16 protein-coding genes and 1 tRNA gene are annotated in these 22,292 nt (G+C 70.1%); 9 read left to right on the forward strand and 8 right to left on the reverse strand.

The genetic code is table 11. The features are described from left to right. The first annotated feature begins 43 nt into the window (after window positions 1-43). The 9 genes from GA0115254_RS31005 to kdpC all read left to right on the forward strand — a co-directional run bounded on the left by GA0115254_RS31005 (window position 44) and on the right by kdpC (window position 13,499). Window positions 44-247, forward strand: coding sequence for a cold-shock protein (locus tag GA0115254_RS31005; protein ID WP_093898593.1), 204 nt, complete (start codon window positions 44-46; stop codon window positions 245-247). Window positions 248-561: 314 nt separating this feature from the next. After that, window positions 562-634, forward strand: a tRNA-Ala gene (locus GA0115254_RS31010). Between the two features lie 628 nt (window positions 635-1,262). Next, a complete protein-coding gene (locus GA0115254_RS31015) occupies window positions 1,263-4,628 on the forward strand; it encodes an outer membrane protein assembly factor BamB family protein (RefSeq protein WP_256102860.1) in 3,366 nt (1,121 codons plus the stop codon). 15 nt (window positions 4,629-4,643) lie between these two features. Then, window positions 4,644-5,900 (forward strand): HoxN/HupN/NixA family nickel/cobalt transporter, encoded by a 1,257-nt coding sequence (locus GA0115254_RS31020; RefSeq protein WP_256102861.1) that lies wholly within the window; start codon window positions 4,644-4,646, stop codon window positions 5,898-5,900. A gap of 268 nt (window positions 5,901-6,168) precedes the next feature. After that, window positions 6,169-8,688, forward strand: coding sequence for a sensor histidine kinase (locus GA0115254_RS31025; protein WP_093898594.1), 2,520 nt, complete (start codon window positions 6,169-6,171; stop codon window positions 8,686-8,688). A 250-nt stretch (window positions 8,689-8,938) separates the two neighbouring features. Further along, entirely contained in the window at window positions 8,939-9,028 is a 90-nt protein-coding gene (gene kdpF / locus GA0115254_RS31030; RefSeq protein ID WP_093898595.1) for a K(+)-transporting ATPase subunit F, read from the forward strand. A 12-nt stretch (window positions 9,029-9,040) separates the two neighbouring features. Beyond that, on the forward strand, window positions 9,041-10,705 hold the full coding sequence (kdpA, locus tag GA0115254_RS31035) for a potassium-transporting ATPase subunit KdpA (RefSeq protein WP_093898596.1): 1,665 nt from the start codon (window positions 9,041-9,043) through the stop codon (window positions 10,703-10,705). Beyond that, window positions 10,705-12,834: a potassium-transporting ATPase subunit KdpB gene (gene kdpB / locus GA0115254_RS31040; RefSeq protein ID WP_093898597.1), complete on the forward strand. Its 2,130-nt coding sequence runs from the start codon at window positions 10,705-10,707 to the stop codon at window positions 12,832-12,834. The genes kdpA and kdpB overlap by 1 nt, the downstream gene beginning before the upstream one ends. A gap of 35 nt (window positions 12,835-12,869) precedes the next feature. Then, window positions 12,870-13,499 carry a potassium-transporting ATPase subunit KdpC gene (gene kdpC / locus GA0115254_RS31045; RefSeq protein ID WP_256102862.1) on the forward strand — a complete coding sequence of 210 codons (630 nt, stop codon included), beginning with the start codon at window positions 12,870-12,872 and terminating at the stop codon, window positions 13,497-13,499. A 338-nt stretch (window positions 13,500-13,837) separates the two neighbouring features. Here the strand turns inward: kdpC and GA0115254_RS47915 are convergent, their stop codons facing one another. From GA0115254_RS47915 to GA0115254_RS31080, 8 genes are all read right to left on the reverse strand, one after another. Then, window positions 13,838-14,146, reverse strand: coding sequence for a hypothetical protein (locus GA0115254_RS47915; RefSeq protein ID WP_176740371.1), 309 nt, complete (start codon window positions 14,144-14,146; stop codon window positions 13,838-13,840). Between the two features lie 92 nt (window positions 14,147-14,238). Next, window positions 14,239-15,591, reverse strand: coding sequence for an aldehyde dehydrogenase family protein (locus GA0115254_RS31050; protein ID WP_093898598.1), 1,353 nt, complete (start codon window positions 15,589-15,591; stop codon window positions 14,239-14,241). A 37-nt stretch (window positions 15,592-15,628) separates the two neighbouring features. Further along, window positions 15,629-17,404, reverse strand: a complete 1,776-nt coding sequence (locus GA0115254_RS31055) for an asparagine synthetase B family protein (protein WP_093898599.1) — start codon at window positions 17,402-17,404, stop codon at window positions 15,629-15,631. Between the two features lie 82 nt (window positions 17,405-17,486). Continuing rightward, a complete protein-coding gene (locus GA0115254_RS31060; protein WP_093898600.1) occupies window positions 17,487-18,029 on the reverse strand; it encodes a hypothetical protein in 543 nt (180 codons plus the stop codon). A gap of 99 nt (window positions 18,030-18,128) precedes the next feature. Next, entirely contained in the window at window positions 18,129-19,040 is a 912-nt protein-coding gene (locus GA0115254_RS31065; protein ID WP_256102864.1) for a hypothetical protein, read from the reverse strand. Beyond that, window positions 19,037-20,224, reverse strand: a complete 1,188-nt coding sequence (locus GA0115254_RS31070; RefSeq protein ID WP_093898601.1) for a hypothetical protein — start codon at window positions 20,222-20,224, stop codon at window positions 19,037-19,039. The genes GA0115254_RS31065 and GA0115254_RS31070 overlap by 4 nt, the downstream gene beginning before the upstream one ends. Further along, window positions 20,221-21,285: a hypothetical protein gene (locus GA0115254_RS31075; RefSeq protein ID WP_093898602.1), complete on the reverse strand. Its 1,065-nt coding sequence runs from the start codon at window positions 21,283-21,285 to the stop codon at window positions 20,221-20,223. Before GA0115254_RS31075 ends, GA0115254_RS31070 begins: the two co-directional genes overlap by 4 nt. Next, entirely contained in the window at window positions 21,282-22,001 is a 720-nt protein-coding gene (locus GA0115254_RS31080; protein WP_093898603.1) for a cupin domain-containing protein, read from the reverse strand. Before GA0115254_RS31080 ends, GA0115254_RS31075 begins: the two co-directional genes overlap by 4 nt. Between the last annotated feature and the right edge of the window lie 291 nt (window positions 22,002-22,292).

The raw sequence follows: 22,292 nt of genomic DNA on the forward strand, positions 1-22,292 counted from the left end.
GTCCGCGCGGTGCGGATCCGACTATCGACTGAGAGGCACCGGCATGGCCAGCGGAACCGTCAAGTGGTTCAACTCGGAAAAGGGCTTCGGCTTCATCGCTCAGGACGGCGGCGGCCCCGACGTCTTCGCGCACTACTCCAACATCAACTCCACCGGCTTCCGTGAGCTTCAGGAAGGCCAGGCCGTCACGTTCGACATCACCCAGGGCCAGAAGGGCCCGCAGGCGGAGAACATCACCGCCGTCTGATCCGGCGACAGGCACCGCCAGGCCCCCGGAGCATCCCGCTCCGGGGGCCTGGCACATCCCGATCGGCCCAACACCGGACGGGCCCCGGGCCGCGGCGTGCAGACCGCCGGCAGGACTCCGGGCAGAAGACCTGGGGCCCGGAGCCGCCGCATGCTGCCCTGCTCAGTCGAGGGCTGAGCAGGGCAGGAGCCAGCCGCCAATCCTCGGCGTCAAGCTGCTCCGCGCCACGGCCGGCCAAGCCGCTGCTCGGAGAACCCCCCTCGGACAATCCGGCAGCACGGAGCGCAGATGGCTTCTGGGATCACGAGCAGGGTGGGGCTGTAGCGCAGTGGTCGTCGCGCCTTCACGGCATGTAGGAAGACGCCGGTTCGAATCCGGTCGGCCCCACCCAACGCCTCATCGTCCCGCGTCTGCTCGCATGCGGTCGGGTGTTTGAGTCCGGAGCTGGTCGTCGTTACGTAGTGCCTGGCGCTTCGCCGGTTCTCCTTGTCGAGGAGGACGGCGAAGGGACCGGCTTTCTCTGTGCGGGACGTCGTCGGTGTTGATGACGTAGATCTTGTCGAAGAACGCCTGGTCGAAGAGACGCCGGACGGGGTCGGGAGCTTGCCGGCAGTCGGCCGGGAGGCCGAGGCGTCCGTTGATGAACTGCCAGCGGATACGGGGGAATCCCAGGCTCCCCGACGTCGTGCTCGCGGAACGGCGGTGCGGTGGCAAGTGCGCGACGAACCGGCCGCGTCAGCTGTCCTGGGCGGCGTTGAGCAGGTCGAGGGCGCTGCGCCAAGAACCCTTGCCCGTCACCGTGAAGGACCCGGTCCAGCGCGGGCCGTACTGGGCCGGTGAACTCCGGTTGGTCGGCGTCCGTGCGCGCGGTCCGCAGACAGCGCGCGCATGGCATGTCGCAAGAGCCCCGCGTGACCCAACAGCCATGAACGGGACGTTGAACACTTCCGGACGGCTCCGTGAAGTCGCTCAGGACCGGCAGGTAACCGAACAGCGGATCATTAACGTCCGCTTTATGAAACACATATGCAGAGCAGCCGGGCTCGCCCTCGCGCTGCTGTTCCTCGTGCTGGGCATCGGCGCTCAGGCCGCGTCCGCTCATGTCACGCGCGAGCATGCGGAACTCGTGGTCGCGCCCGGTGACGCTGTCACCAGCGGCCGCCTCATCGTGCACAACGCCGTCGTGGCTCCCGAGCAGGCCGGTGCGTGGGCGGCCGGGTTGCTCTCGGCCCCCTGCCCGGCCACCGGCTCGGGCGTGCCCGGCGACAACGGCGGTGTGCCGGGCGGCGTCGTCATCGAGCTGGCGTGGAGCTGCCACGTCGACGCGCTCGACCTGAGCCCGCTCATCGACAAGGGCGGACTGACCCAGGTCGTCGTCGAGTTCGGCGGCACGGCGGTCGACGCCTCTGCGGCCACCCCGCTCGTCGACGTCCGTGGCGCGCACGCCCTGCCCTCGTTCCCCTGGCTCACCGTCGCGCTCGGCACGGCCGCCGGTGTCGTACTGCTGTTCGTCGTCTGCCGACTGCCTTTCCTCGTCCGTGGACTGCGCCGTACCCGGCGGCGTTGGCAACTGGCGACCGCCGGAGCCGTCGCGCTGTCCTTCCTCGCGCCCCAGGCGGCCTTCGCCGACGACAGCGCGGATCCGGTCGGCACCGTCACTGTCGAGGGCACCGTCTTCAAGGACCGCAACGGCAACGGCGAGCGGGACAAGGGCGAGCAGCCCATGCCCGGCATCGATGTCACCGACGGCGCCGTGTGGACCACGACCGGCGCGGACGGCTCGTACAGCCTGCAGATCGACCCGAAGCGGCGCGAGACCGACCTCGTCAGCATCGTCTCGCCCGACGGATACACGCCGGCGATGCGCAAGGACTACATCCCGCAGTTCTTCCACAAGGTTCCCGAGACGGGCGGCAAAGACGTCGACTTCGCGCTCGTACCCGACCGCAACGCCTCGAACCCCACCGAGAAGTGGGTCATGAACTCCGACCCCGAGGTCGGCAACCGCTCCGACGACGAGGCCCGCCGCGCGCTGCCCCAGTGGACCGGCCAGGTTCAGGCGATGTCCGAGGTCGACGGCGCGACGATGCAGATCGCGACCGGTGACCTCACCGTCACGGACTACGCTGACGAGCCGCGCCGCCAGGGCGCGTACGACCTGTTCAGCAAGGGCCTCGAAGAGGGTCGGCTCGGTCACCCCTTCTATCCGGTGATGGGCAACCACGACTTCGGCGGCACGGCGACCTCCCAGGGATACGCCGGCAGCATGGAGTACTACCGCCGCAACCTCGCCCCCGAGTGGTACAGCTTCGACCGCAACGGCCGCCACATCGTCGTCCTCGAGGACAACTACGACGCGAGCGGGCTGAAGCCGCAGCTGGAGTGGCTGCGCCGGGACCTCGCCCGGCACGCGGTCGGCAAGCAGGTGTTCGTCTTCGCCCACCGCTCCCTGTTCACCCAATGGGGCCCCGGCGCCGGCATGCAGCCGACGATCGACGAACTCGCCAAGTACGACGTACGGATGGTCGCTGCCGGTCACAACCAGCAGGCCGAGTTCCGGCGCGGTGCCTTCAAACGGTCCGTCGAGATCAACAATCAGGGCACGTACGGCATCGACGGTGCCCACCCCGACTACAAGGTTCTCGACTTCGGCGCGATCACGGACGATCCGCGCACGCCCCGCAACGAGGACACCGGCCATGTGACCGGCATTCACCGGCAGTTCGAAATCGACGACGACGCCGCGCTGGTCAGCCCCGCGCAGGGCAGCGTGCACGGCGCCGAGACCGCAGTTCCCGTCGAGGTGTACGCGGAGGACGACGGCCGCACGCCCGCCAAGGCGGTGCTGACCATCCGCGACAGCCGGGGACATCTGGTGAAGCGTCAGGACGTGCGCTTCGACAAGGGGGCGTCCCGCCCCGGCATCGAGAACTGCTACACCCCGCCCGGCGGCACGCCGGAGCCCTGCCCCGACGCACGCGGCGCCTGGACGCGGGCCAGCGGTACCCTGCACGGGCTGCGGCCCGGCACGTACACAGCCGAGTCGGTCGCGTACGACACCCGGGGCAAGCAGTTCCCCGCCGTGAAGAACACCTTCGAGATCGTGCGCGACGCCGAGCTCGCGAAGCCCAGGACCGGGCAGGACTGGCTGCGGCAGGGCGGCGACGAGGCCGGGCGGTCCGCGAGCGGCGACGAGCCCGGCGCGAGGCTCGACCTCAGGTGGGCCCGCCACACCGGCGAGCAGTTCAATCTCAACGGCTCGGTGGTCGCGGACGGCAAGCTCATCGTCTCGTCCCGCGCCTTCGACTCGCCGTACAGCATGATGCTCGCGTACGACATCGCCTCCGGGCGTGAGCTGTGGCGTACGTACCTGGACGGCGATGCCGAGTCGGCACCGACACTCCACGACGGCACGGTCCATCTGACCACCGGCGTCGGCCGGATCTACGCGCTCGACGCGGCGAGCGGCCGCATCGTCTGGCAGTCGATCGACCGAGAGGAGACCCACGGGGACACCGTGCGCCGCTACGGTCGCGCGGGCGGACCTGTCAGCGTCTTCGCGCTGGCTGGCGCGGAGCGCCGCTCGGTCGCCGTCTACCAGGACGCCTACACGGTCCGATGCCGGGACGCCGCGACCGGAGCGATGCTGCCCGGCAGCTTCGACGCCGCGTTCTCCTGGGGACAGGCACACAGCACAGTGATCCGCGAGCCCGGCTCCAACACCGCTTACCTGCAATCCATGTCGAGCAACACCGTCATCGCCATGGACCTCGCGTCCTGCACCCAGCTGTGGGTGAAGGACACCGCGGGCGACATCGACAGCCACTCCTCGCCCGTCCTGACCGACCCGGCCACGGGCGAGGCCGAGCTGGTGACGTTCACGGCGTACGGCGTCCGCGGACACGACCCGAAGACGGGCGCGGTGACCTGGGAGTCCAAGCTGGGCGGCGGCAGCACCTGCGAGCCGGGGCGCGCTCCGCTCACCAGCCCGGCCGTGTGGGGCGACAACGCCTATGTCGCGGGCCGGGACGGTGTCGTACGCGCCTACGACACGAGTGCGACCGATCCGTCGAAGCCGGTGTGGGAGTCCAAGTCCGGCTATCTGGCGGGGGAAAGCCCGCTGGACGACAAGTGGCGGGTCGCCATGGGCTGTTCGGCCGGTGCCGGTTCGCCGACGATGCACCCGCTGGTGACGAAGTCCCATGTGTACGTCGGGACGTGGGACGGTCGCCTGCTCGTCCTGGACCGGGCGAGCGGGACGCAGGTCGCCTCGTACAACCTCGGCGCGGGAGTGGCCTCGGCCCTCTCCGTGAGTGGTGACTGGGTCTTCGCCCTCGCGGACGACGGCACAGTTCACGCGCTCGCCGCACGCCGGAAGTAGAGGGGAGGCACCACCGTGCGATCACCTCGCAACGGGGTGCTGCTCCTGCTGGCCGCCGCCCTCGCGCTGCTCCTGGGCAGCGCGGGGACGGCACAGGCGCACCCCTTCGGAACCCCTCCCGTCGTGAAGATCGAGGCGGCGGGCACAGCCGTCGACGCGACCTGGTCCGCGCAGCGGGACGACATCGCCGTGCTGAAGAACGAGTCCGGCGGTGACGAGACGGGCTATCTGCGCTCGCACATCGTCGTGCGCCAGGACGGCAGCCCCTGCCGTGTGGACCGGGCGGACGGAATGAAGCTCCACTTCGTCTGCCCGCGACCGGTGGACCGCATCGAACTCACGGTCACCGCGCTGACGGACGTCGACCCGGCGTACCGGACGCTGTCGGTGACGGGTACGGGCTCCGGCGGGCTGCACACGGCACAGGACCCGACGCGGACGCTGACCCTGAAACCGGGGGCCGCGGAAACCGCCGCGGCCTCACCGGCCGCTGCGGGCCAGGGGGCCTGGACAACCGACCTGACGTCAGTGCTGGACCACGGCGCGGCCCTCGCGCCGGCTCTGCTCGTGGCCGCTGCCGTAGGAGCGCTCCACGCCTGCGCGCCGGGGCACGGGAAGTCACTGGCCGCCGGGTACCTGGTGGGCGGCAGGGGCAGGCCGCGCGACGCGGTGTGGCTGGGCGGGATCGTCGCCGTGATGCACACGTTCTCGGTCGCCGTCCTGGCGGTCGGCTGGTGGCTGGCGGCGAACAGCACGCCGGACATCGCGGCGCTGACGGGGTGGCTCCAACTGATCGCGGCGCTGGTGGTGGCAGGGGTGGGGGTGAGCCTGCTGCGGAGGCATCTGCGCCACCGAAGGCACCACCGACCCCATCACGGGCCTGGTCACGCGCACAGGCATGACCACGGGCACAGCCATCACATCCCGGACGCCCCGTCCCTCCTCACCTGGCGAGGCCTCGTGCTACTCGGTGCGTCGGGCGGCCTGCTGCCCTCGCCGTCCGCCTTCCTCGTCCTGCTCACCGGCCTGCTGACCGGCAAGGTCGGCATCGCTCTCGCGATGGTCGTCGCCTTCGGCCTCGGCATGGCGCTGACGCTCACCGGCGTCGGCCTGATCGTGCTGCGCGGCCGGGACGCGCTGCTGGACCGTGTCTCCCGCTCCCGGACGCTGCGGACGTGGACGCCGAGGGTTCCACTGCTCGCGGCCTCGGCTGTGGTGGCCGGAGGGACCGTGGCCTCGGCGGTTGCCGCAGGCCACCTCCTCGCTCCGTGATGTCCGTGGCTCTGTGAGTTCCTTGATGTCCGCGTACGACAAAGGCGCCCCCGTCCGGCCTGAAACCGGGCGGGGGCTACGTGCTCCGGCAGGCCGGATGGCGTGAACCGGCAATCGTGCGCCTGACGATGCGCCGTGGGCCCGGAGTCGCGGACTCCGGGCCCACTCAGCCGGTCGACGTCGGTGTCGTCAAGTGGAACGGCTGTGAGGGGCGCACCATGGAAGGGCGCGAGCACGACACGGGGGTGACCTGGGCAGGAGTCCGCCGGTGGCACGTGGACGGTTGAGGATCTACCTCGGGGCCGCCCCCGGGGTCGGAAAGACATACACCATGCTCGCCGAGGGGCAGCGGCTGCGTTCACGAGGCGCGGACGTGGTCGTCGGCTTCGTCGAGCCGCATGGACGTCGGCCGACAGCGGCCATGGCCGACGGTCTGGAGACGATTGCCCGGCGTACGTTGAGCCACCGCGGTGCGCTCTTCACCGAGATGGATCTCGACGCGGTGCTGGCCCGCAGTCCCCAGGTCGCGCTGGTCGACGAGCTCGCCCACTCCAACGTTCCAGGGGCCCGCAATGCCAAGCGATGGCAGGACGTGGAGGAGCTCCTGGCCGCCGGCATCGATGTGGTCACCACGCTCAACGTCCAGCACCTGGAATCCCTCAACGACGTGGTACGGCAGATCACGGGGGTCGCGCAGCGGGAGACCCTGCCCGACGAGGTGGCCCGCCGGGCCGACCAGATCGAACTGGTCGACCTGCCACCGGAGGTGCTCCGCCGCCGCATGGTCCACGGCGACATCTATCCGCCGGACCGCATCGAGTCCGCCCTCACCCACTACTTCCGGGTCGGCAACCTCACCGCCCTGCGCGAAATCGCCCTGCTGTGGCTCGCCGACCGGGTGGAGGAGGGGCTGCAGCGCTACCGTGCGGAACACGGCATCGTCGCTCCCTGGGAGACCCGGGAACGCATCCTGGTGTCCCTGAGCGGCGGGCCGGAGGGCGAGACCCTCATCCGCCGTGCCGCGAGGATCAGCGCTCGTACCCCCGGCACCGAGTTGCTGGCCCTCCACGTGGTCCCGGAGGACGGGCTCACCGGCGTCGACCCGGCGGTACTGGACACCCAGCGCACCCTTCTGGAGTCGCTCGGCGGCACCTACCACCAGACCACTGGCGAGGACGTTGTCGACGCCTTGCTCCAGTTCGCCGAGGCGGAGAACGTCACCCAGATCGTGCTGGGCGCGAGTCGGCACGGCCGTCTCGCCTCCCTCCTGAGAGCAGGTGTGGGAGAGCGGACGATCAAGAGGTCCGGCCCCATTGACGTGCACATCGTCACCCATGAGGAGGCAGCAGGGTCTGCTGTGGTGAGGCTTCCGCGCCCGAGCCGTGGCACGGGCCCGAGACGGTACTGGGCCGCGCTGGCCGGCGCCGCGGTGCTGCTGCCCGTACTGACGCTCCTGCTGACCGCGCTGCGTGGCCATTTCGACCTCTCCAGCGACCTGGTGATCTATCTGCTCGCCGTCGTCGTGGTCGCCCTGGTCGGCGGGCTCCACCCCGCGCTGTTCGCCGCGGTTGCCGCAGCACTGCTCGCCGATTACTACTTCACCGCACCGGTGCACTCGCTGGCCATTGAGCGTCCGGACGAGATCACCGCGCTCGTGGTCTTCATCGCCACAGCCGCTCTCGTCGGCACGGCAGCGGGAGCGGCTGCGCAGCGTACGTACCAGGCCGTACGCGCGACATCGGAGGCGAGGGCGTTGAGCCGCCTGGCCGCCGCCATGATGCGTGGCCAGGATCTGACGGCACTGGTGGAGCAGATCCGGGAGAACTTCGGCCTCAGTGCGATCAGCCTGCTCGAAAGGGATCCGGAAGCATCCCCCGTGCCCCGCTGGTACGTCGTCGCCAGCGCCGGGGAGCGGCCGCCGGAGAAGCCCTACGAGGCGGATGTGGAAAGCCCCGTCGACGACAATCTCACGCTGGCTGCTCGCGGCTCGGGACTGAGCACGGAGGACCAGCGCGTCCTCGCCGCATGCGCCGCCGAATTGGGGCTGGCCCATGCCCGAGGGCGGATCGCCGGGCGTTCCGGCGGCACGGACACTTTCGCCGACGCCGAACGCACCCGGGCATCCCTGCTTCTCGCGGCAGGCCGTGATCTGCGTGCTCCGCTGCACACCGCTGAAGCAGCGCTCGTGCGCTTGCGGCGTCGACACGCCGACGCGCCTGCTCCTGAGGAGGTGCGGTTGTTGGACGCTGCCCGCGCGGCGGTGCACCGTGCGGCGCAGTTGGTCACCGATCTCGACGATGTGAGTCGTCTGCACGCCGGTGCACTCGATCTCTACCTCCGTCCGGTCGACCTCAACGAGGTGCTCGGCGCTGCCTTGGACGACCTCGGGCCCGGCGGCCATTCGATCGTTCTGCATCTGCCGGAACAGCTGCCCGACGTGATCGCGGACGCTGCTCTCCTCACACGCTCCCTGACCGCCCTGGGGGCCGACGCATTGCGGCACAGTCCGCCGGACCGGCCCCCCGTCTTCACCGCCGAGGTCCGGGCCGGCCGCGTGAGGATTCGGGTGGACGACGGCGTGCCCGTCAGAGGTCCGGAACTGAGCGCCGCGGCCTCCCGGCCTCCGAGTACCAGGGCCGACAGCCTGGCTCTGCGGCTGTCGCGCGACTTGGCCGAGGCCATGGACGGGACCCTGGAGACGACCCATGAAGGCCCCGCCTTCTCGGCGATGCTCACTCTTCCGAGTTCCGCGCCCGGCGGCAGTGCGACATCGGGCCGCACCGAGTGAATCCCCGCACCCCACCGTCATCCCATCGGCGCACAGGGCGGCAGGGAATTCTCGAACTCAACTGATATAGCGTCAGAAACGAATCGACCTCATATTCCGGATCAACCCCATGTTCCGACCGGGAGGGCTGAACAAGCCTGCCCCTGATGACTCTGCGGGGTGCCTTGCGCATGTCGGACGTCGCGTACATCGGCCTCACGGTAGTGGTGTTCGTCCTCATCGGCCTGGCCGCCAAGGGGGTCGGACGCCTGTGAGCGTGGAAAACATCGTCGGCCTGATCGTTGCCGCGTGCCTCGTCATCTACCTGGTCATCTGCCTGATCTTCCCCGAGAAGTTCTAGGAGAAAGCCCGGATGAACGACACTCTCGCGGGATGGCTCCAGGTGCTCGCTCTGGTGGTCGCGCTAGGTCTCTCGTTTCGCCCGCTGGGCGGCTACATGGCCCGCGTCCTGAGCACCGATCACCATGGGCGGGCCGAGCGCCTGATCTACCGGGCAGGCGGAGTGAACGGCGATGCCGACCAGAAGTGGTCCGTCTATCTGCGCAGCATCCTGGCCTTCTCCGCAGTGTCGGTACTGTTCCTGTACGCATTTCTGCGCCTGCAGAACCATCTCCTGCTGTCCCTGGGAATGAAGCCGGTCACCACGGACCAGTCGTTCAACACCGCGGCATCCTTCGTCACCAATACCAACTGGCAGTCGTACTCCGGCGAGTCGACCATGGGCCATCTGGTCCAGATGGCGGGCCTGGCGGTGCAGAACTTCGTCTCCGCGGCCGTGGGTATTGCCGTCGTGGCCGCGCTGATCCGGGGCTTCAGCAGGAAGCAGACCGATCGCGTCGGGAATTTCTGGGTGGACCTGACGCGGATTGTGCTTCGCGTTCTGCTGCCCCTTGCGTTCGTCTTCGCGATCGTTCTGGTGGCCGCCGGTTCTGTTCAGAATTTCCACGGAATCCACGACATCACCACCATCGCAGGCGGGCACCAGGGCGTGACCGGAGGCCCCGTCGCCTCCCAGGAGTCCATCAAGGAACTGGGCACCAACGGCGGCGGTTTCTACAACGCGAACTCTGCACACCCCTTCGAGAACCCCAACGCCTTCACCAACCTGATCGAGATCTACCTCATGCTGGTCATCGCGTTCTCGCTGCCCCGGACTTTCGGGACGATGGTCGGCGACAACCGACAGGGCTACGCGATTGTTGCCGTGATGGCATTGATCTGGGCCGCATCGGTCGCCATCGTGACCGCCAACGAACTGCACAGCGTCAGCAGCACCGCCGGTCACGCGGCCGGCGGAATGATGGAGGGCAAGGAGACGCGGTTCGGGATCCGGGCCTCGGCCCTGTTCGCCGTGTCCACCACCCTCACGTCGTGCGGAGCAGTCAACTCCTTCCACGACTCGTACACGCCGGGCGGCGGCGGAATGACGATCTTCAACATGATGCTGGGGGAGATCGCGCCCGGCGGCACCGGCTCCGGGCTCTACGGGATCCTGATCCTGGCGATCGTCGCGGTCTTCGTCGCCGGACTGATGGTCGGCCGTACGCCCGAGTATCTGGGCAAGAAGCTCCGGGGACGGGAGATGAAGTTCGCCTCGCTCTACATCCTGACCACGCCCGCACTCGCGCTGGTCGGTGCGGGGCTGGCGATGGCATTCCCGGGGGAGAGGGCGGCCATGCTCAATTCCGGTCCGCACGGCTTCTCCGAGGTTTTGTATGCCTTTGCGTCGGCTGCGAACAACAACGGCTCGGCGTTCGCGGGGTTGAGCGTGAACACTGTCTGGTACAACACCGCACTCGGTGTGGTCATGCTCGTCGGCCGGTTCCTGCCGATGGTGTTCGTCCTGGCGCTCGCCGGCTCGCTCGCCGGGCAGCAGTCCGTTCCGGTCACCGCGGGCACCCTGCCCACTCACCGGCCGCAGTTCGTCGGGCTGTTGACCGGAGTGATCCTCATCGTTGTCGGTCTGACGTACTTTCCCGCGCTCGCACTCGGCCCCCTTGCGGAGGGTCTGCACTGATGTCCACGTCAACCACTCCCGCTCCCACCCCGCCCGGCGCCGGGCGTCAGCAGCACCGGGTCTCGGGCGGACTGCTCGATCCCAAGCAGCTTCTGACGTCCTTCCCCGACGCCCTGCGCAAGCTGGATCCGCGCTCGATGGTCCATAACCCCGTCATGTTCGTGGTGGAGGTCGGGGCGGTGCTGACCACGCTGTCGGCCGTCAGGACGCCCAGTGTCTTCGCCTGGGTGATCACGGCGTGGCTCTGGCTGACGTCGGTCTTCGCCAACCTTGCCGAAGCCGTGGCCGAGGGACGTGGCAAGGCCCAGGCGGAGACCCTGCGCCGCACCAGGACGACGACGATGGCCCGCCGCCTCAGTGGCTGGCGGCCCGGCGCGACCGACGCCGCAGAGGAGGAGGTTCCGGGCGTCGACCTCCGTCTGGGCGATCACGTCGTCGTCGAGGCCGGGCAGACCATCCCCGGCGACGGCGATGTGGTCGAGGGCATCGCGAGCGTCGACGAATCGGCCATCACGGGCGAGTCGGCGCCGGTGATCCGGGAGTCGGGCGGCGACCGGTCGGCGGTCACGGGCGGCACCAAGGTGCTCTCGGACCGGATCGTCGTGAAGATCACCTCGAAGCCGGGGGAGACCTTCATCGACCGGATGATCGCACTCGTGGAGGGGGCCGCGCGGCAGAAGACGCCGAACGAGATCGCGCTCAACATCCTCCTGGCATCCCTCACGATCATCTTTCTGATCGCGGTGGCGACCCTGCAGCCCTTCGCCATCTTCGCGGGGGCCGAGCAGCCCATCGTCATCCTCGCGGCCCTCGTGGTGGCCTTGATCCCTACGACGATCGGCGCGCTGCTGTCGGCGATCGGCATCGCGGGCATGGACCGGCTCGTGCAGCGCAACGTGCTGGCGATGTCCGGGCGCGCGGTGGAGGCCGCGGGCGACGTCAATACCCTCCTGCTCGACAAGACCGGCACCATCACCCTCGGCAACCGCCAGGCCGCCGAGTTCCTGCCGGTGGACGGGGTGAGCGTCGAGGAGCTCGCGGACGCCTCCCAGCTGTCGTCGATCGCCGACGAGACGCCCGAAGGCCGCTCGATCGTCGTCCTCGCCAAGCAGCAGTACGCGCTACGCGGCCGCAGTGAAGGAGAACTGGACCGGGCACAGTTCGTACCCTTCACCGCTCAGAGCCGGATGAGCGGTGTCGACCTCAACGACCCTCGGGAGAACCTGTCCTTGCGCAAGGGAGCGGCGACGGCAGTGATGCGCTGGGTCCGTGACAACGGCGGCCACCCCACGGCAGAGGCCGACGGCATCGTGGACGGCATCTCCGCGAGCGGAGGCACCCCACTGGTCGTCGGCGAGGTGACCCGGCACGGTGGCGCGCCCGGCGCCCGCGTCCTGGGCGTCATCCACCTCAAGGACGTCGTCAAGGAAGGCATGCGCGAACGCTTCGACGAACTGCGCCGCATGGGCATCAAAACCGTCATGATCACCGGTGACAACCCGCTTACCGCGCGCGCCATCGCCCAGGAGGCAGGGGTGGACGACTTCCTCGCCGAGGCCACCCCCGAGGACAAGATGGCCCTGATCCGCCGCGAACAACAGGGCGGCAAGCTGGTCGCGATGACCGGCGACGGTACGAACGACGCGCCCGCGCTCGCCCAGGCGGACGTCGGCGTGGCGATGAACACCGGTACCTCGGCCGCCAAGGAGGCCGGGAACATGGTGGACCTGGACTCCAACCCGACCAAGCTCATCGAGATCGTCGAGATCGGCAAGCAGTTGCTGATGACCCGCGGCGCGCTGACGACCTTCTCGATCGCCAACGACGTGGCGAAGTACTTCGCGATCATCCCGGCGATGTTCGCGATGGTCTACCCGGGCCTGGACAAGCTCAACATCATGCGCCTGCACAGCCCGACTTCGGCGATCGCTTCCGCGATCGTCTTCAACGCGCTGATCATCATCGCGCTGATCCCGCTCGCGCTGCGCGGCGTGCGCTACCGGCCGTCCTCCGCCGCGACACTGCTCAGCCGCAACATCTGGGTGTACGGGCTCGGCGGGCTGGCACTGCCCTTTGTGGGTATCAAGCTGCTCGACCTCTTCATTCAGTTCATCCCCGGCCTGCGCTGACAGACGGCCTGACGAGAGAAGAAGGCGATCCCACGGTGCGTACCCACACTCCCCCCGTACTCCAGCACCATCTGACCGCCTTGCGGATGCTGCTGGCGTTCACCGTGATCACCGGCATCGCCTATCCACTGCTCGTCACCGGCATCGCCCAGGCCGGTCTCTCCCACCAGGCCAACGGCTCCCTGCTGACGACGAACGGTACGCCCGTGGCCTCCACCCTGATCGGCCAGAACTTCGCCCTGCCGAAGAGGAATCCCCGGGACGCGAAGGAGCCGCTGCGCCCCGACCCCAAGTGGTTCCAGCCCCGCCCGTCCGTCGGCGGCTACGACCCCACGATCTCCGGCGCCTCCAACCTGGGCCCGAACAACGCCGACCTGATCAAGACCGTCAGGGACCGCCGTTCTGCCGTAGCCGCCTTCGACGGGGTCCCGCCCGAATCCGTCCCCGTGGACGCCGTCACCGCCAGCGGCTCCGGGCTCGACCCGGCGATCTCCCCGGCGTACGCCTACGAACAGGTCGACCGTGTCGCCAAGGCCCGCCACCTCCCCGCCGCCAAGGTCAGGAGGCTGGTCGCCCACCACGTCCAGGGACGTGTTCTCGGATTTCTGGGTCAGGAGCGCGTCAATGTCGTCGAACTCAACCACGATCTGGCCAAGCTGATGTGACCAGAGGTTGGCCGGGGTCACCGACACAGTGTGCCGAACGCTCGTGGACAGCGCGAGACTGGCGTTCGCCCGGCGATGCCGTGGACGCACCCCACGCAGCCCGTGACTTTGTCGCCCTCAAAGGTGCGCCACGAAGCATGCTCCGAGCCTGTCGTGGTGATGATCGTTACTGCGCCGGCTCTCTTGAGGAGCAGCCTGCGTGCGGTCGAGCAGTACGAACGCGGGGTCGTCCGACGGCCCCGTCGAGTGGCCGTCGTCAATCGTGCGTCAAGGGTCTGGTGTGCGGGATCAAGGAGCCGCTGACGGAGACGTCCGGGCCGGTAGGAGCGGGCACAGCGTCACATGACCACAACACTGCCAGGACTGCCGGCTCCGGCGCCGGTACCGACCATGCCGCACGTGGCTCCCGTGCCGCCGGGCAACGCCGCAAGTCTGTCCGTCCGGCCCGCTTCGGCGCGGCTCGCCTCCCGCGGTGCTGTCGCGGTGGGGGTGTCTCCCTCGTCGAGGCGGCCGAGCGGTCCGGAACCCCGGTCCATCTCCTCGACGAGGGCGAGGTGCGCGAACGTTGCCGCACCTACCTGCGGGCCTTCCCGGACACCGATGTCGTCTACGCGGCGAAGGCATTCCTGTGCCGCGCCCTCCTGCACGGCGGCAGCCGGCACCCGGCATGCGAGCCGGACCGGCGTACGGGCACGAGAGAATATGCCCCACCGGTGACCTCTCGATCAGAGACGGGAGTTCACATGCGGGGCGCCAGTCGTACCGTCACCGTCTTGGGCCGTTGGTACTCCTGGAGCGCCAGCGTGCTCAGGTCCGTTCCGTGGCCGGATGAGCCACGCCCGCCGTGCGGGAGCTCCGCCGTCTGCACCAGATGGCAGTTGAGCCAGGCCTCGCCCGCGTCGAGGCGAGCTGCGAGATCGAGCCCCGTGCCCAGACCGGTCGTCCAGACACTGGCCGCCAGGGCCTGCGGGACACTGTTCGCCAGGGCCAGAGCCGCCTCCACCGTGTCCGCGTGCTGGACCGTGAGGAGCGGGCCGAAGACTTCCTCGGTGACCGTCGGGTCGTCGTGCGGGAGATCCGCGAGGAGAAGGGCCGCGCGCCAGTGGCCGTGCTCCTCGCCGGGCGGGGTGGCGATGTCCGCCGCCAACTGTCGCTTCGCCGACGAGGAAGCGACGAGGGAGTCGTAACGCGCCACCTGGTCCGGGTTGTTCAGCGGGCCGAAGTCACGGCCTGCCAGCCGGGCACCCATCGCCTCCGTCAGGTGGGCCACCGTCGACTCGTAGTTCTCCGTGAGCGTGATGACCCGGGCCGGCGCCGCGCAGCTCTGGCCCGCGTTGTACGTGGCCGCTTCCGCGAGCGACGCATACGTGTCCGCCGGGGCGTCCGGGAGGACGACGGCCGGGGCGTTGCCGCCCAGCTCCAGGCTGATCCGGCGCGTCCCCGCCCGTGCCGCCACATCCAGGCCCGCCCGGCCGCTGCCCGTGAACGCGACCATGTCCACCGGGGACTCGACCAGCAGCCGACCCGTCCGTCGGTCTCCCGGAAGCGACTGGAGCACGCCCTCGCCCAGGGTCTGCGCGGCGTGCTCCGACAGCAGTTCCAGCGTGTCCGGAGTGGTCTCCGCAGGCTTCACCACCACCGTGTTGCCCGCGGCGAGCGCCGGGGCGCAGCGCCAGGCCGCCATCATCAGCGGGTAGTTCCAGGGGACGATCACCCCGACCACGCCCATCGGCTCCCAGCGCACCCAGCTCTCGTGCCCGGACACCAGCCGGCCCGCCGCCGGGGCCGTCCGGGTCCGTGCCGCCGTCGCGTAGAAGCGGAACAGATCCGCCACCTGCTCGATCTCGCCCGCCGTCTCCGCATCCGGCTTGCCCGTCCCGGCCCGCTCACGAGCCGCGTACTCCGCCGTGCTGACCTCGATCAGCGTCGCCAGCCGGTCCAGGCGCCGCGCCCGGTCCCTGGGGGTCAGGGCGCTCCAGCTGCCCAGCGCCGTCCGGGCCGCTGCCACGGCCACAGCCACCTCGGGCTCGCGGGAGACGGGCGCCGTGCCGCGGGAACGGCCCGTGCGAGGGTCGGTGAGTTCAGTGTTCATGGTTGCTTCCCGCTCGTCGCTTCCTGCTGCTCGTTCCTCACAACGCGTACGATCGCAGCCACAGTTCCAGCGTCAGCACCAGCCACAACTTGCCGCCCTGACGGGGCAGAAGCGTGCCCTCACCCTTCATCCAGGTGCGGACCGTGTCCGGGCGGAACAGGCCCCGGTCGGCCGACTGCCGGCTCAGCAGCAGATCGTTCCCGAGATCGCGCAGAGGACCCGTCAGCCACTGCTGCACCGGCACCCGCATCCCGCTCTTCGGGCGGTCGACGACCGTGCCGGGCAGGAGGTCGCGCACCGCCTCCTTGAGGATCCACTTTTCCGCCGAGCCACGGAGTTTGTACGTCGGCGGCGTCGCGAACGCGTGGTCGACGACCCTGCGGTCGAAGAGCGGTGCCCGGCCCTCGATGCCTTGCGACGCCGTCAGGCGCTCCACCTTGGTCAGGATGTGGTGCGCGCCCTTGGTCCGCAGATTGCAGTGCAGGAGCTGGTTGAGGAGATGGCCCATGCGGTGCGGGCTGTCGGCGCCCGGAGTCAGATACGGCTCCACGAACCGCTGGGGGCGCGGGGCGTCCCGCAGCGCGTCGAGCGTCTGCGCGGTCAGCAGCGTCGGGAGGTCAGTCCAGCACTTGCGGTACGAGCGGAGATACGCCGTCGCACGGTCCTCGTCCCAGGGCGCCCCCGGTTCACGGTGCATTTCCTGCACCAGCATCGGGAGGTTCTTCGGGCCGCCGAACACGGGGTCGCCCCCCTCGCCGTTGAGGACCACCGAGGCGCCGTCCGCGGCCACGGCCTCCGCGAGCAACAGGTTCGGGACCGTCAACGGATCGCCCACCGGACTGTCCAGGAGCGCAGCCGCCTCCGCGAGCCGTGAGGCGACGGTCCTTCCCGACACGTTCAGGACCCGGTGGCGGGTATGGCAGTGGGCGGCCACCAGGCCCGAGTAGCCCAGCTCGTTGGGGAGTTCGTCGCCGAAGCTGATCGAGTAGGTGTGTACCGGATGGCTGTGCAGCTTCGCCGCCAGCGCGGTGACGAGGGAGCTGTCGATTCCGCCGGAAAGAAGGACCGCAGCCGGCTCCGCCTCCGGGAGCCTGTCGGCCGTCGCCCGCTCCAGGAGCGCCCGCAGGGCCAGGACATGCTCCGTCGGATCCTGCGGCACCGGCCGCGCGATGTGCTCGCGGGGCTCCCAGTGCACCGCTTCGGTGACCGTGCCGTCCTGTGACAGCCGCAGCACCCGCCCGGGCAGGACCTCCCGCACGCCGGTCAGGAGCGTCTCCTCGCCCGGCAGATAGGCGAAGGTGAGGAACGAACGGACCGCGGACAGATTCATCGACGTGCCGAGCGCGGGCCAGCGCCGCAGCGCCCTCAGCGAGGTCGAAGCCGCCCAGGCTCCGTCGGCGCGGGCGTAGAAGAGAGTCCGGGCGCCCACCTGGTCGCGGATCAGTATCAGGTCCGTGCCGTCCAGCACGGCCAGCACGAACATGCCCTCGGCGAGCGCCACCCCCGCGTCGCCGAGCCGCGCCCAGCAGCGCAACAGCAGTTCGCCGTCGGAGCACCGGGCGGGTACGGGGGTCCCCTCGGCGTGCAACGCGGACAGGAGGGCCGGGCGGTTGTGGAGGGTGACCTCGCCCACCGCTGTCAGGCCGTATGCCGTGAACGGGCCTTCGGCCCGGCCGGGTTCGCCCGCGATCAGTGCCAGATCAGCCCCGGCGACATCCACGGCTGCCCGGGCGTTCCCAGCCGCACCCATCGCCTCGACATGGGACCGGGCCTGCCGGGTTGTCGGGGCCAGGCAGACGCAGAAGCGTGCCATGGACGGCTCCTTTCCTGTGTGTTCTCCGGTCCGTACTGCTACCGCCGCCGCTACGGCTTCCGGTGGTGTCGACGCGGTCGGCTCAGCCGAAGTCGTCGTCGCTCCAGGCGTCGTCGCCGTCGTCCCAGCCCGCGTCCCAGTCGTCCGTCTCGTCGTCACCGGAATCGCCGCTCCCGCCTGCGCCCGAGTCGCCCGAGGACGACGACTGGTTCTGTGCCTGCTGCTGGCGGAGCTCCTCTTCCTCCTCCGGGCTCATGCTCAGCGGCGGCAGCTGGGCGGCGGTGATGGCGAGGCCCGCCACGCCCAGGCCCGCGAGCATGACGCCCATCCTGCCGCCGAACGATGTCCGGTTGACCATCACCGTCTCGCCACGGCCCCACAGGGTGCGGCCGTATCCGATGTCGCGGGCATACGTCACCGTGCCGTCGGCGAGGGTGCGCTTGATGATGTGGTTGCCGAGGAGCTCGTCGGTGCCGGAGGCGTTCCGGTTGTCGTGCCAGCGCACGAGGCCGCGGTGGGATCCCTCACGGTGGCGCCACTCCTCCCGGCCGTCCTCGTAGCGCCGGTGGACACTGCCGTCGGCGAGCAGTTCGTCGGAGTAGCCGGTCTCTTGAGGTCGGATCATCGTGTGCGTTCCTCGGGTCTGTGGGGCGGTCCCGGCCGCGGGTTCCAGGGCCCGCTCGGACGGGTCACCGCGCGGTTCACGGGCGGATGACTCGGCGGGTCATGAGGCGGGCCAGGTCAGGAATCCCGTGGTACGCAGCCCGCGCAGTTCGGTCCACATGGAGTTCCGGGGCGGTCGGGGTCCCCGTGTGAGGCGCAGCACCGTACGCACCAGGCGGGGCGGTGACACCGCCGCGATCTGCGCGAACCGTCCCCGCGCCAGCCACATGGCCTCCTGGGGGCGCAGTGCCGGAGGCCAGGGCCCGAGAGGCGGAGCCGGTGCCGGACCGCGGCCGGTGGGAAGTCGCAGGGCCGCCGCGTGACGGGGCACGAGTCCGATCGACGCCACCCGTATGCCGGGGACGCGGCCGAGAGTGGCCCTGATCCGCGCCGGGAGCTCGATGCCCTCCGGGCTCGCGTCGTGCAGCACATGGACCGTAGCGCCCTCCGCCCGCTCCAGCGCCGCGACGAGTCGAGGGGCGAGCGGCAGAGCATCGATCGCCGCGAGGACGGGGCAGCCCGCCTCCAGATGCACATGGTTGGAGAGCAGCATGCCGGCGATGGAGCGGTCCTGGCAGACGAGAAGCCGGGGCAGTCCGTAGGCGTACACGTCGGGTTCGGAGGAATCGGGTGTGGCCGGGGGCCGTGGGCGCGCCGACGGCACCGGCGGGAGCAGACCCTCCACGGTCTCCCTGCCCCGCGCCTCCAGTGCGCGCGTGAACGTGCGCAGACGCAGGGGAGGGGCCGGGGTTCGCGGGATGTGGGTGAGCAGGGTCGCGGCCGGGCTCAGGACGCGGCAGGTCTCGTAGTAGAGCTGCCGTTCCGTGAACCTGATGCCACCGGGGCCCGCGGCTCGGGCGGCGGCCCCGGTGATCGCGAGATCGAGGAGGCGGGCGCCGGGCTTGCGGCCGGTTCGGGGAGCCGGGGCGATGGAGGGCCCGCTTCCGGGAGCCTGGGGGCGTCGCGGGGTCATACCGATCTCGGGCCTTTCTTCTTGGACGTGCCGGCGCCGGGTCGGCCGGTGTCCCGCGCCCCTGGGGTCTGCGGTGCCTGCGGCCAGGTGAGGAAGCCGTTGGTGTGGGCGTCCCGGGGGCCGGGCAGCGGTGCGGCCAGGGCCCGCTCCACCGCCCGCACCACGATCGATTCGAGAAGGCGCGGCGGCACGGCGGCGATCGGGCTCCAGAAGCCGTCGGCGAGCCATTCGGCGTCGGCCCCGGACAGACCCGCGACCGTGCGGAGCTGCTCCGCGTCGGCGAACCGATCGTGCCGGGCGAGTCGTACGACGCCCTGCTTGCCCCTGGCCGCGGAGACGGGGAGACCCGCGTCCACCACGACCCGGTCGGGCTGTGCGGCGCGGATGAGCGGTGCCAGCAGCACGCCCAGCGGGTCGGCATCGTGCAGGACGACCACTGGGAGCGCGCTGCGGTACTTCGCGAGTTCCTTGAGGGCCTCTGCCACGATGTCGGAGCGCCCTGCGGTTTCCTCCGTGCCGGCGGCCTCCAGAAGGACGGCCCCCAGACGGCCGGGAATGTCATTGGCCGTGAGGAAGAGAGCCGCCACCCGGTCGGTGCAGAGGATCACGGCCGTGGGCCGGGACGATGGAGCAGATGCACGGGAACGGCTCGCGCTGCGCCGCCGGGGTACGGGGCGCGCGTCGTCGACGACGCCTTTCGGCAGCCGGCCGTACGCCGTCGACCAGGCGCCCGTCATCAGCTGACGGAAGGTCTCCTCGGAGGGGATGATCTGCGAACGGGGCGGTCGACCGGGGCGATGGCGCAGGGCCGATGCGACGACGAGGACGGCGCACCCGCCGGCTCCAGTGACTAACGCGGGGACATTGTCGGTCAGGACCGCGCACAGGAGGAGGGCGACGGCCACCGGCAGAGCCACGAGCCAGCGGATCCCGGTCGGCACACCCTGCGGATCCTGCTCGGCCCACGCGTAGTTGTGGGTGCGGGACAGGTACCAGAGCTGGGTGAGGGTGATCTTCAGGCGGCCGTGGTCGGTGGCGCGCTCCGCGATGCCCCGGATACGGATGTCATGCATGCCGGTGCCGTGGACCGCAGGGTCGAGCGCGAAGCGCTTCCCGCAGCGCGCACATACCCGGCCGGTGCGCTCCTTGCCCGTGAGCGAGGCGGCGCAGCCGGGGCAGATCATCGCTCGCCCGCCCGGTCCTGGGCCGTCGGGCCGGGCCAGGTCATGAATCCCACGGACGCGGCGCGGCGCCGTTCCGGATCGACGTTCCGGGTGACCTGTTCGGCGATCCGGGTGACGGCAGCGAGAAGCCGGGCGGGAGGCATGCCGACGAGCGGGAACCGCCAGCCCTTTCCCAGCCACTTCAGCTCCTCCTCGGTGAACTCGCCGAGTGCGGTGAGCCGCGTCATGGTCTCCCGGTCGGGCCGACTGTCCCGGTCGCGGTAGGGCACGGCCTGGGCGAGACCGCGGACGGTGCGCAGCGGCAGTCCGGCGTCGATCACCGTGCGTTGCCCCAGACTGTCGCGGACGCGCCGGACGAGGAGCTCCCCGTGCGCGTCGGCGTCGTGGAGCACGATCACCGGGCCCTGCGTGGGCAGGGCGCGGACCGCGTCGAGATCCTTGGCCGGCGCGATCCCGTACCGGGTGGGCAGGCCATCGGCGATCAGGAACGCTGTGATGGAGCGGTCGGGGCACAGGAGTACGGCACCGGGCCGAGCGTCGGAGGGTGTACGAGCTCCGGCCCGAGAGGGGACGGGAGGGGTGTCGTCGACCACCCCGGGCGGCAGCCCGCCGTACACGTTCCGCCAGGGCGCGAGCGCCTCCGAACGGAACGCCGCACGGCTCATGACCGGAAAGCCCCGGCTCACCCCGGCGGCTCGTGCGAAGGCGAAGCCCGCGGAGGCGAGCAACAGGGCGCCCGAGATGAGGAGGAGGTACGTGATCCCGGAGAAGAGGGCGAAAACGCCGGCGAACAGGCCCGCGCCGAGCGAGGCACTCGCACACCCCGGCGCGAACCGGCTCTCCTTGAGGCGTTTGCGAGAGAGCGCGTACCACAACTGGTCCGGCGTCACTGCGATCCTGCCCTCCTCCGTCACCTTGGCGAGGATCCTGCGCACCCGCAGGTCGCTGAGGCCGAGGGAGTTGGTCTTGGGATCGAGCGCGTACGTGCGCCTGCAGTGGGAGCAGGTGTTGTTGGGACGCTCCTTGCGGAGCAAGTTCTTCTCGCAGTGCGGACAGATCACCGGCGGACCTCCAGTGCGGTCGCCACACGGCGCAGTCGTTCGGCCAGACGTTCGCGGACGGTGGTGGTGGCGATGCCCCGGTCCCGCTGAAGGCGCTCGATGTCGCGCAGGGCGGCGGCGAGTGCGTGGTAATCGGTGGCGGTGGCCACGGCCACCCGGCCGGCCGTCGGGGTGCCGCCCGTGGCGCGGCGCTCCGCCTCCCCGGCGGTTATCGCGTAGTCCTCGTGATCGATCCCGTATCCGGTGTTGGCTGCGAGGATCGTCAGCGGATCGGTGCCCCTGTTCGCGAAGGAGTGGGGCATCATTTCCGGAATTCGTATCAACATCCCGGGAGTCAGCGGGACTTCGGTGACCCGGTCGCGGTCCGCGTCGTGGAGGCCGCATGCCGCGTGGCCCAGGCTGAGGACGAAGTGTTCACCGCCGTGGGCATGCGGCGTGAAGGCGCTGCGCGGCCCCACCACACCGAGTTTGACCGTGGCGTTCGAGGGCCGTTCAGGGGAGGTTGCCGCGTCCCCCACCAGATAGTGGGCGAACTGCCCGTCATCAATGAAGCGGAGGAACTCCCGCTCGGGACCCAGCTCGCGGGCGCCCTCGCGGTCGGCCAGTTCGATGCCTCCGTCCGGCCTCAGGTGGTACAGCTCCACACCTTCGGGGAGCATGTCCCACGCTCCGCCCGGCATGGCGTCGGATATGCCGTCATGCGGTCTCCCGGACATCGCGCCTCCCCCTGTTATTCCTGTGCGCGGCGCGCGCTTCGCAAGCGCATCGTATGGCCTTGATTCACAACAGGGGGAGCCCCTGGAGCAACTCTTGGACAACGTGCGTGAGAACGGTGGGTGAACGTGCGCCGGGCGGACGGCAGCGCACGTGGGGGCGTCCGTAACCGCCTCGAACACCTCCGGCAACGGCCCGCCACCCTTGACGGATTCACAGCCGGAACCGGTCTCCGCCTTGACCCGTCAGCATCGCTCTGACACGTCGAGATCAATAGGTGGGGGCCTCCCGTC

Source organism: Streptomyces sp. Ncost-T10-10d, assembly GCF_900091955.1.
GTDB lineage: Bacteria > Actinomycetota > Actinomycetes > Streptomycetales > Streptomycetaceae > Streptomyces.

What these genes read in the sequence shown, in the direction of transcription:
- GA0115254_RS31005 (WP_093898593.1), top strand. Translation starts at nt 44, where the DNA reads ATGGCCAGCGGAACCGTCAAGTGGTTCAACTCGGAAAAGGGCTTCGGC.
- GA0115254_RS31015 (WP_256102860.1), top strand. Translation starts at nt 1,263, where the DNA reads ATGAAACACATATGCAGAGCAGCCGGGCTCGCCCTCGCGCTGCTGTTC.
- kdpA (WP_093898596.1), top strand. Translation starts at nt 9,041, where the DNA reads ATGAACGACACTCTCGCGGGATGGCTCCAGGTGCTCGCTCTGGTGGTC.
- kdpB (WP_093898597.1), top strand. Translation starts at nt 10,705, where the DNA reads ATGTCCACGTCAACCACTCCCGCTCCCACCCCGCCCGGCGCCGGGCGT.
- GA0115254_RS31050 (WP_093898598.1), bottom strand. Translation starts at nt 15,591, where the DNA reads ATGAACACTGAACTCACCGACCCTCGCACGGGCCGTTCCCGCGGCACG.
- GA0115254_RS31055 (WP_093898599.1), bottom strand. Translation starts at nt 17,404, where the DNA reads ATGGCACGCTTCTGCGTCTGCCTGGCCCCGACAACCCGGCAGGCCCGG.
- GA0115254_RS31060 (WP_093898600.1), bottom strand. Translation starts at nt 18,029, where the DNA reads ATGATCCGACCTCAAGAGACCGGCTACTCCGACGAACTGCTCGCCGAC.
- GA0115254_RS31065 (WP_256102864.1), bottom strand. Translation starts at nt 19,040, where the DNA reads ATGACCCCGCGACGCCCCCAGGCTCCCGGAAGCGGGCCCTCCATCGCC.
- GA0115254_RS31070 (WP_093898601.1), bottom strand. Translation starts at nt 20,224, where the DNA reads ATGATCTGCCCCGGCTGCGCCGCCTCGCTCACGGGCAAGGAGCGCACC.
- GA0115254_RS31080 (WP_093898603.1), bottom strand. Translation starts at nt 22,001, where the DNA reads ATGTCCGGGAGACCGCATGACGGCATATCCGACGCCATGCCGGGCGGA.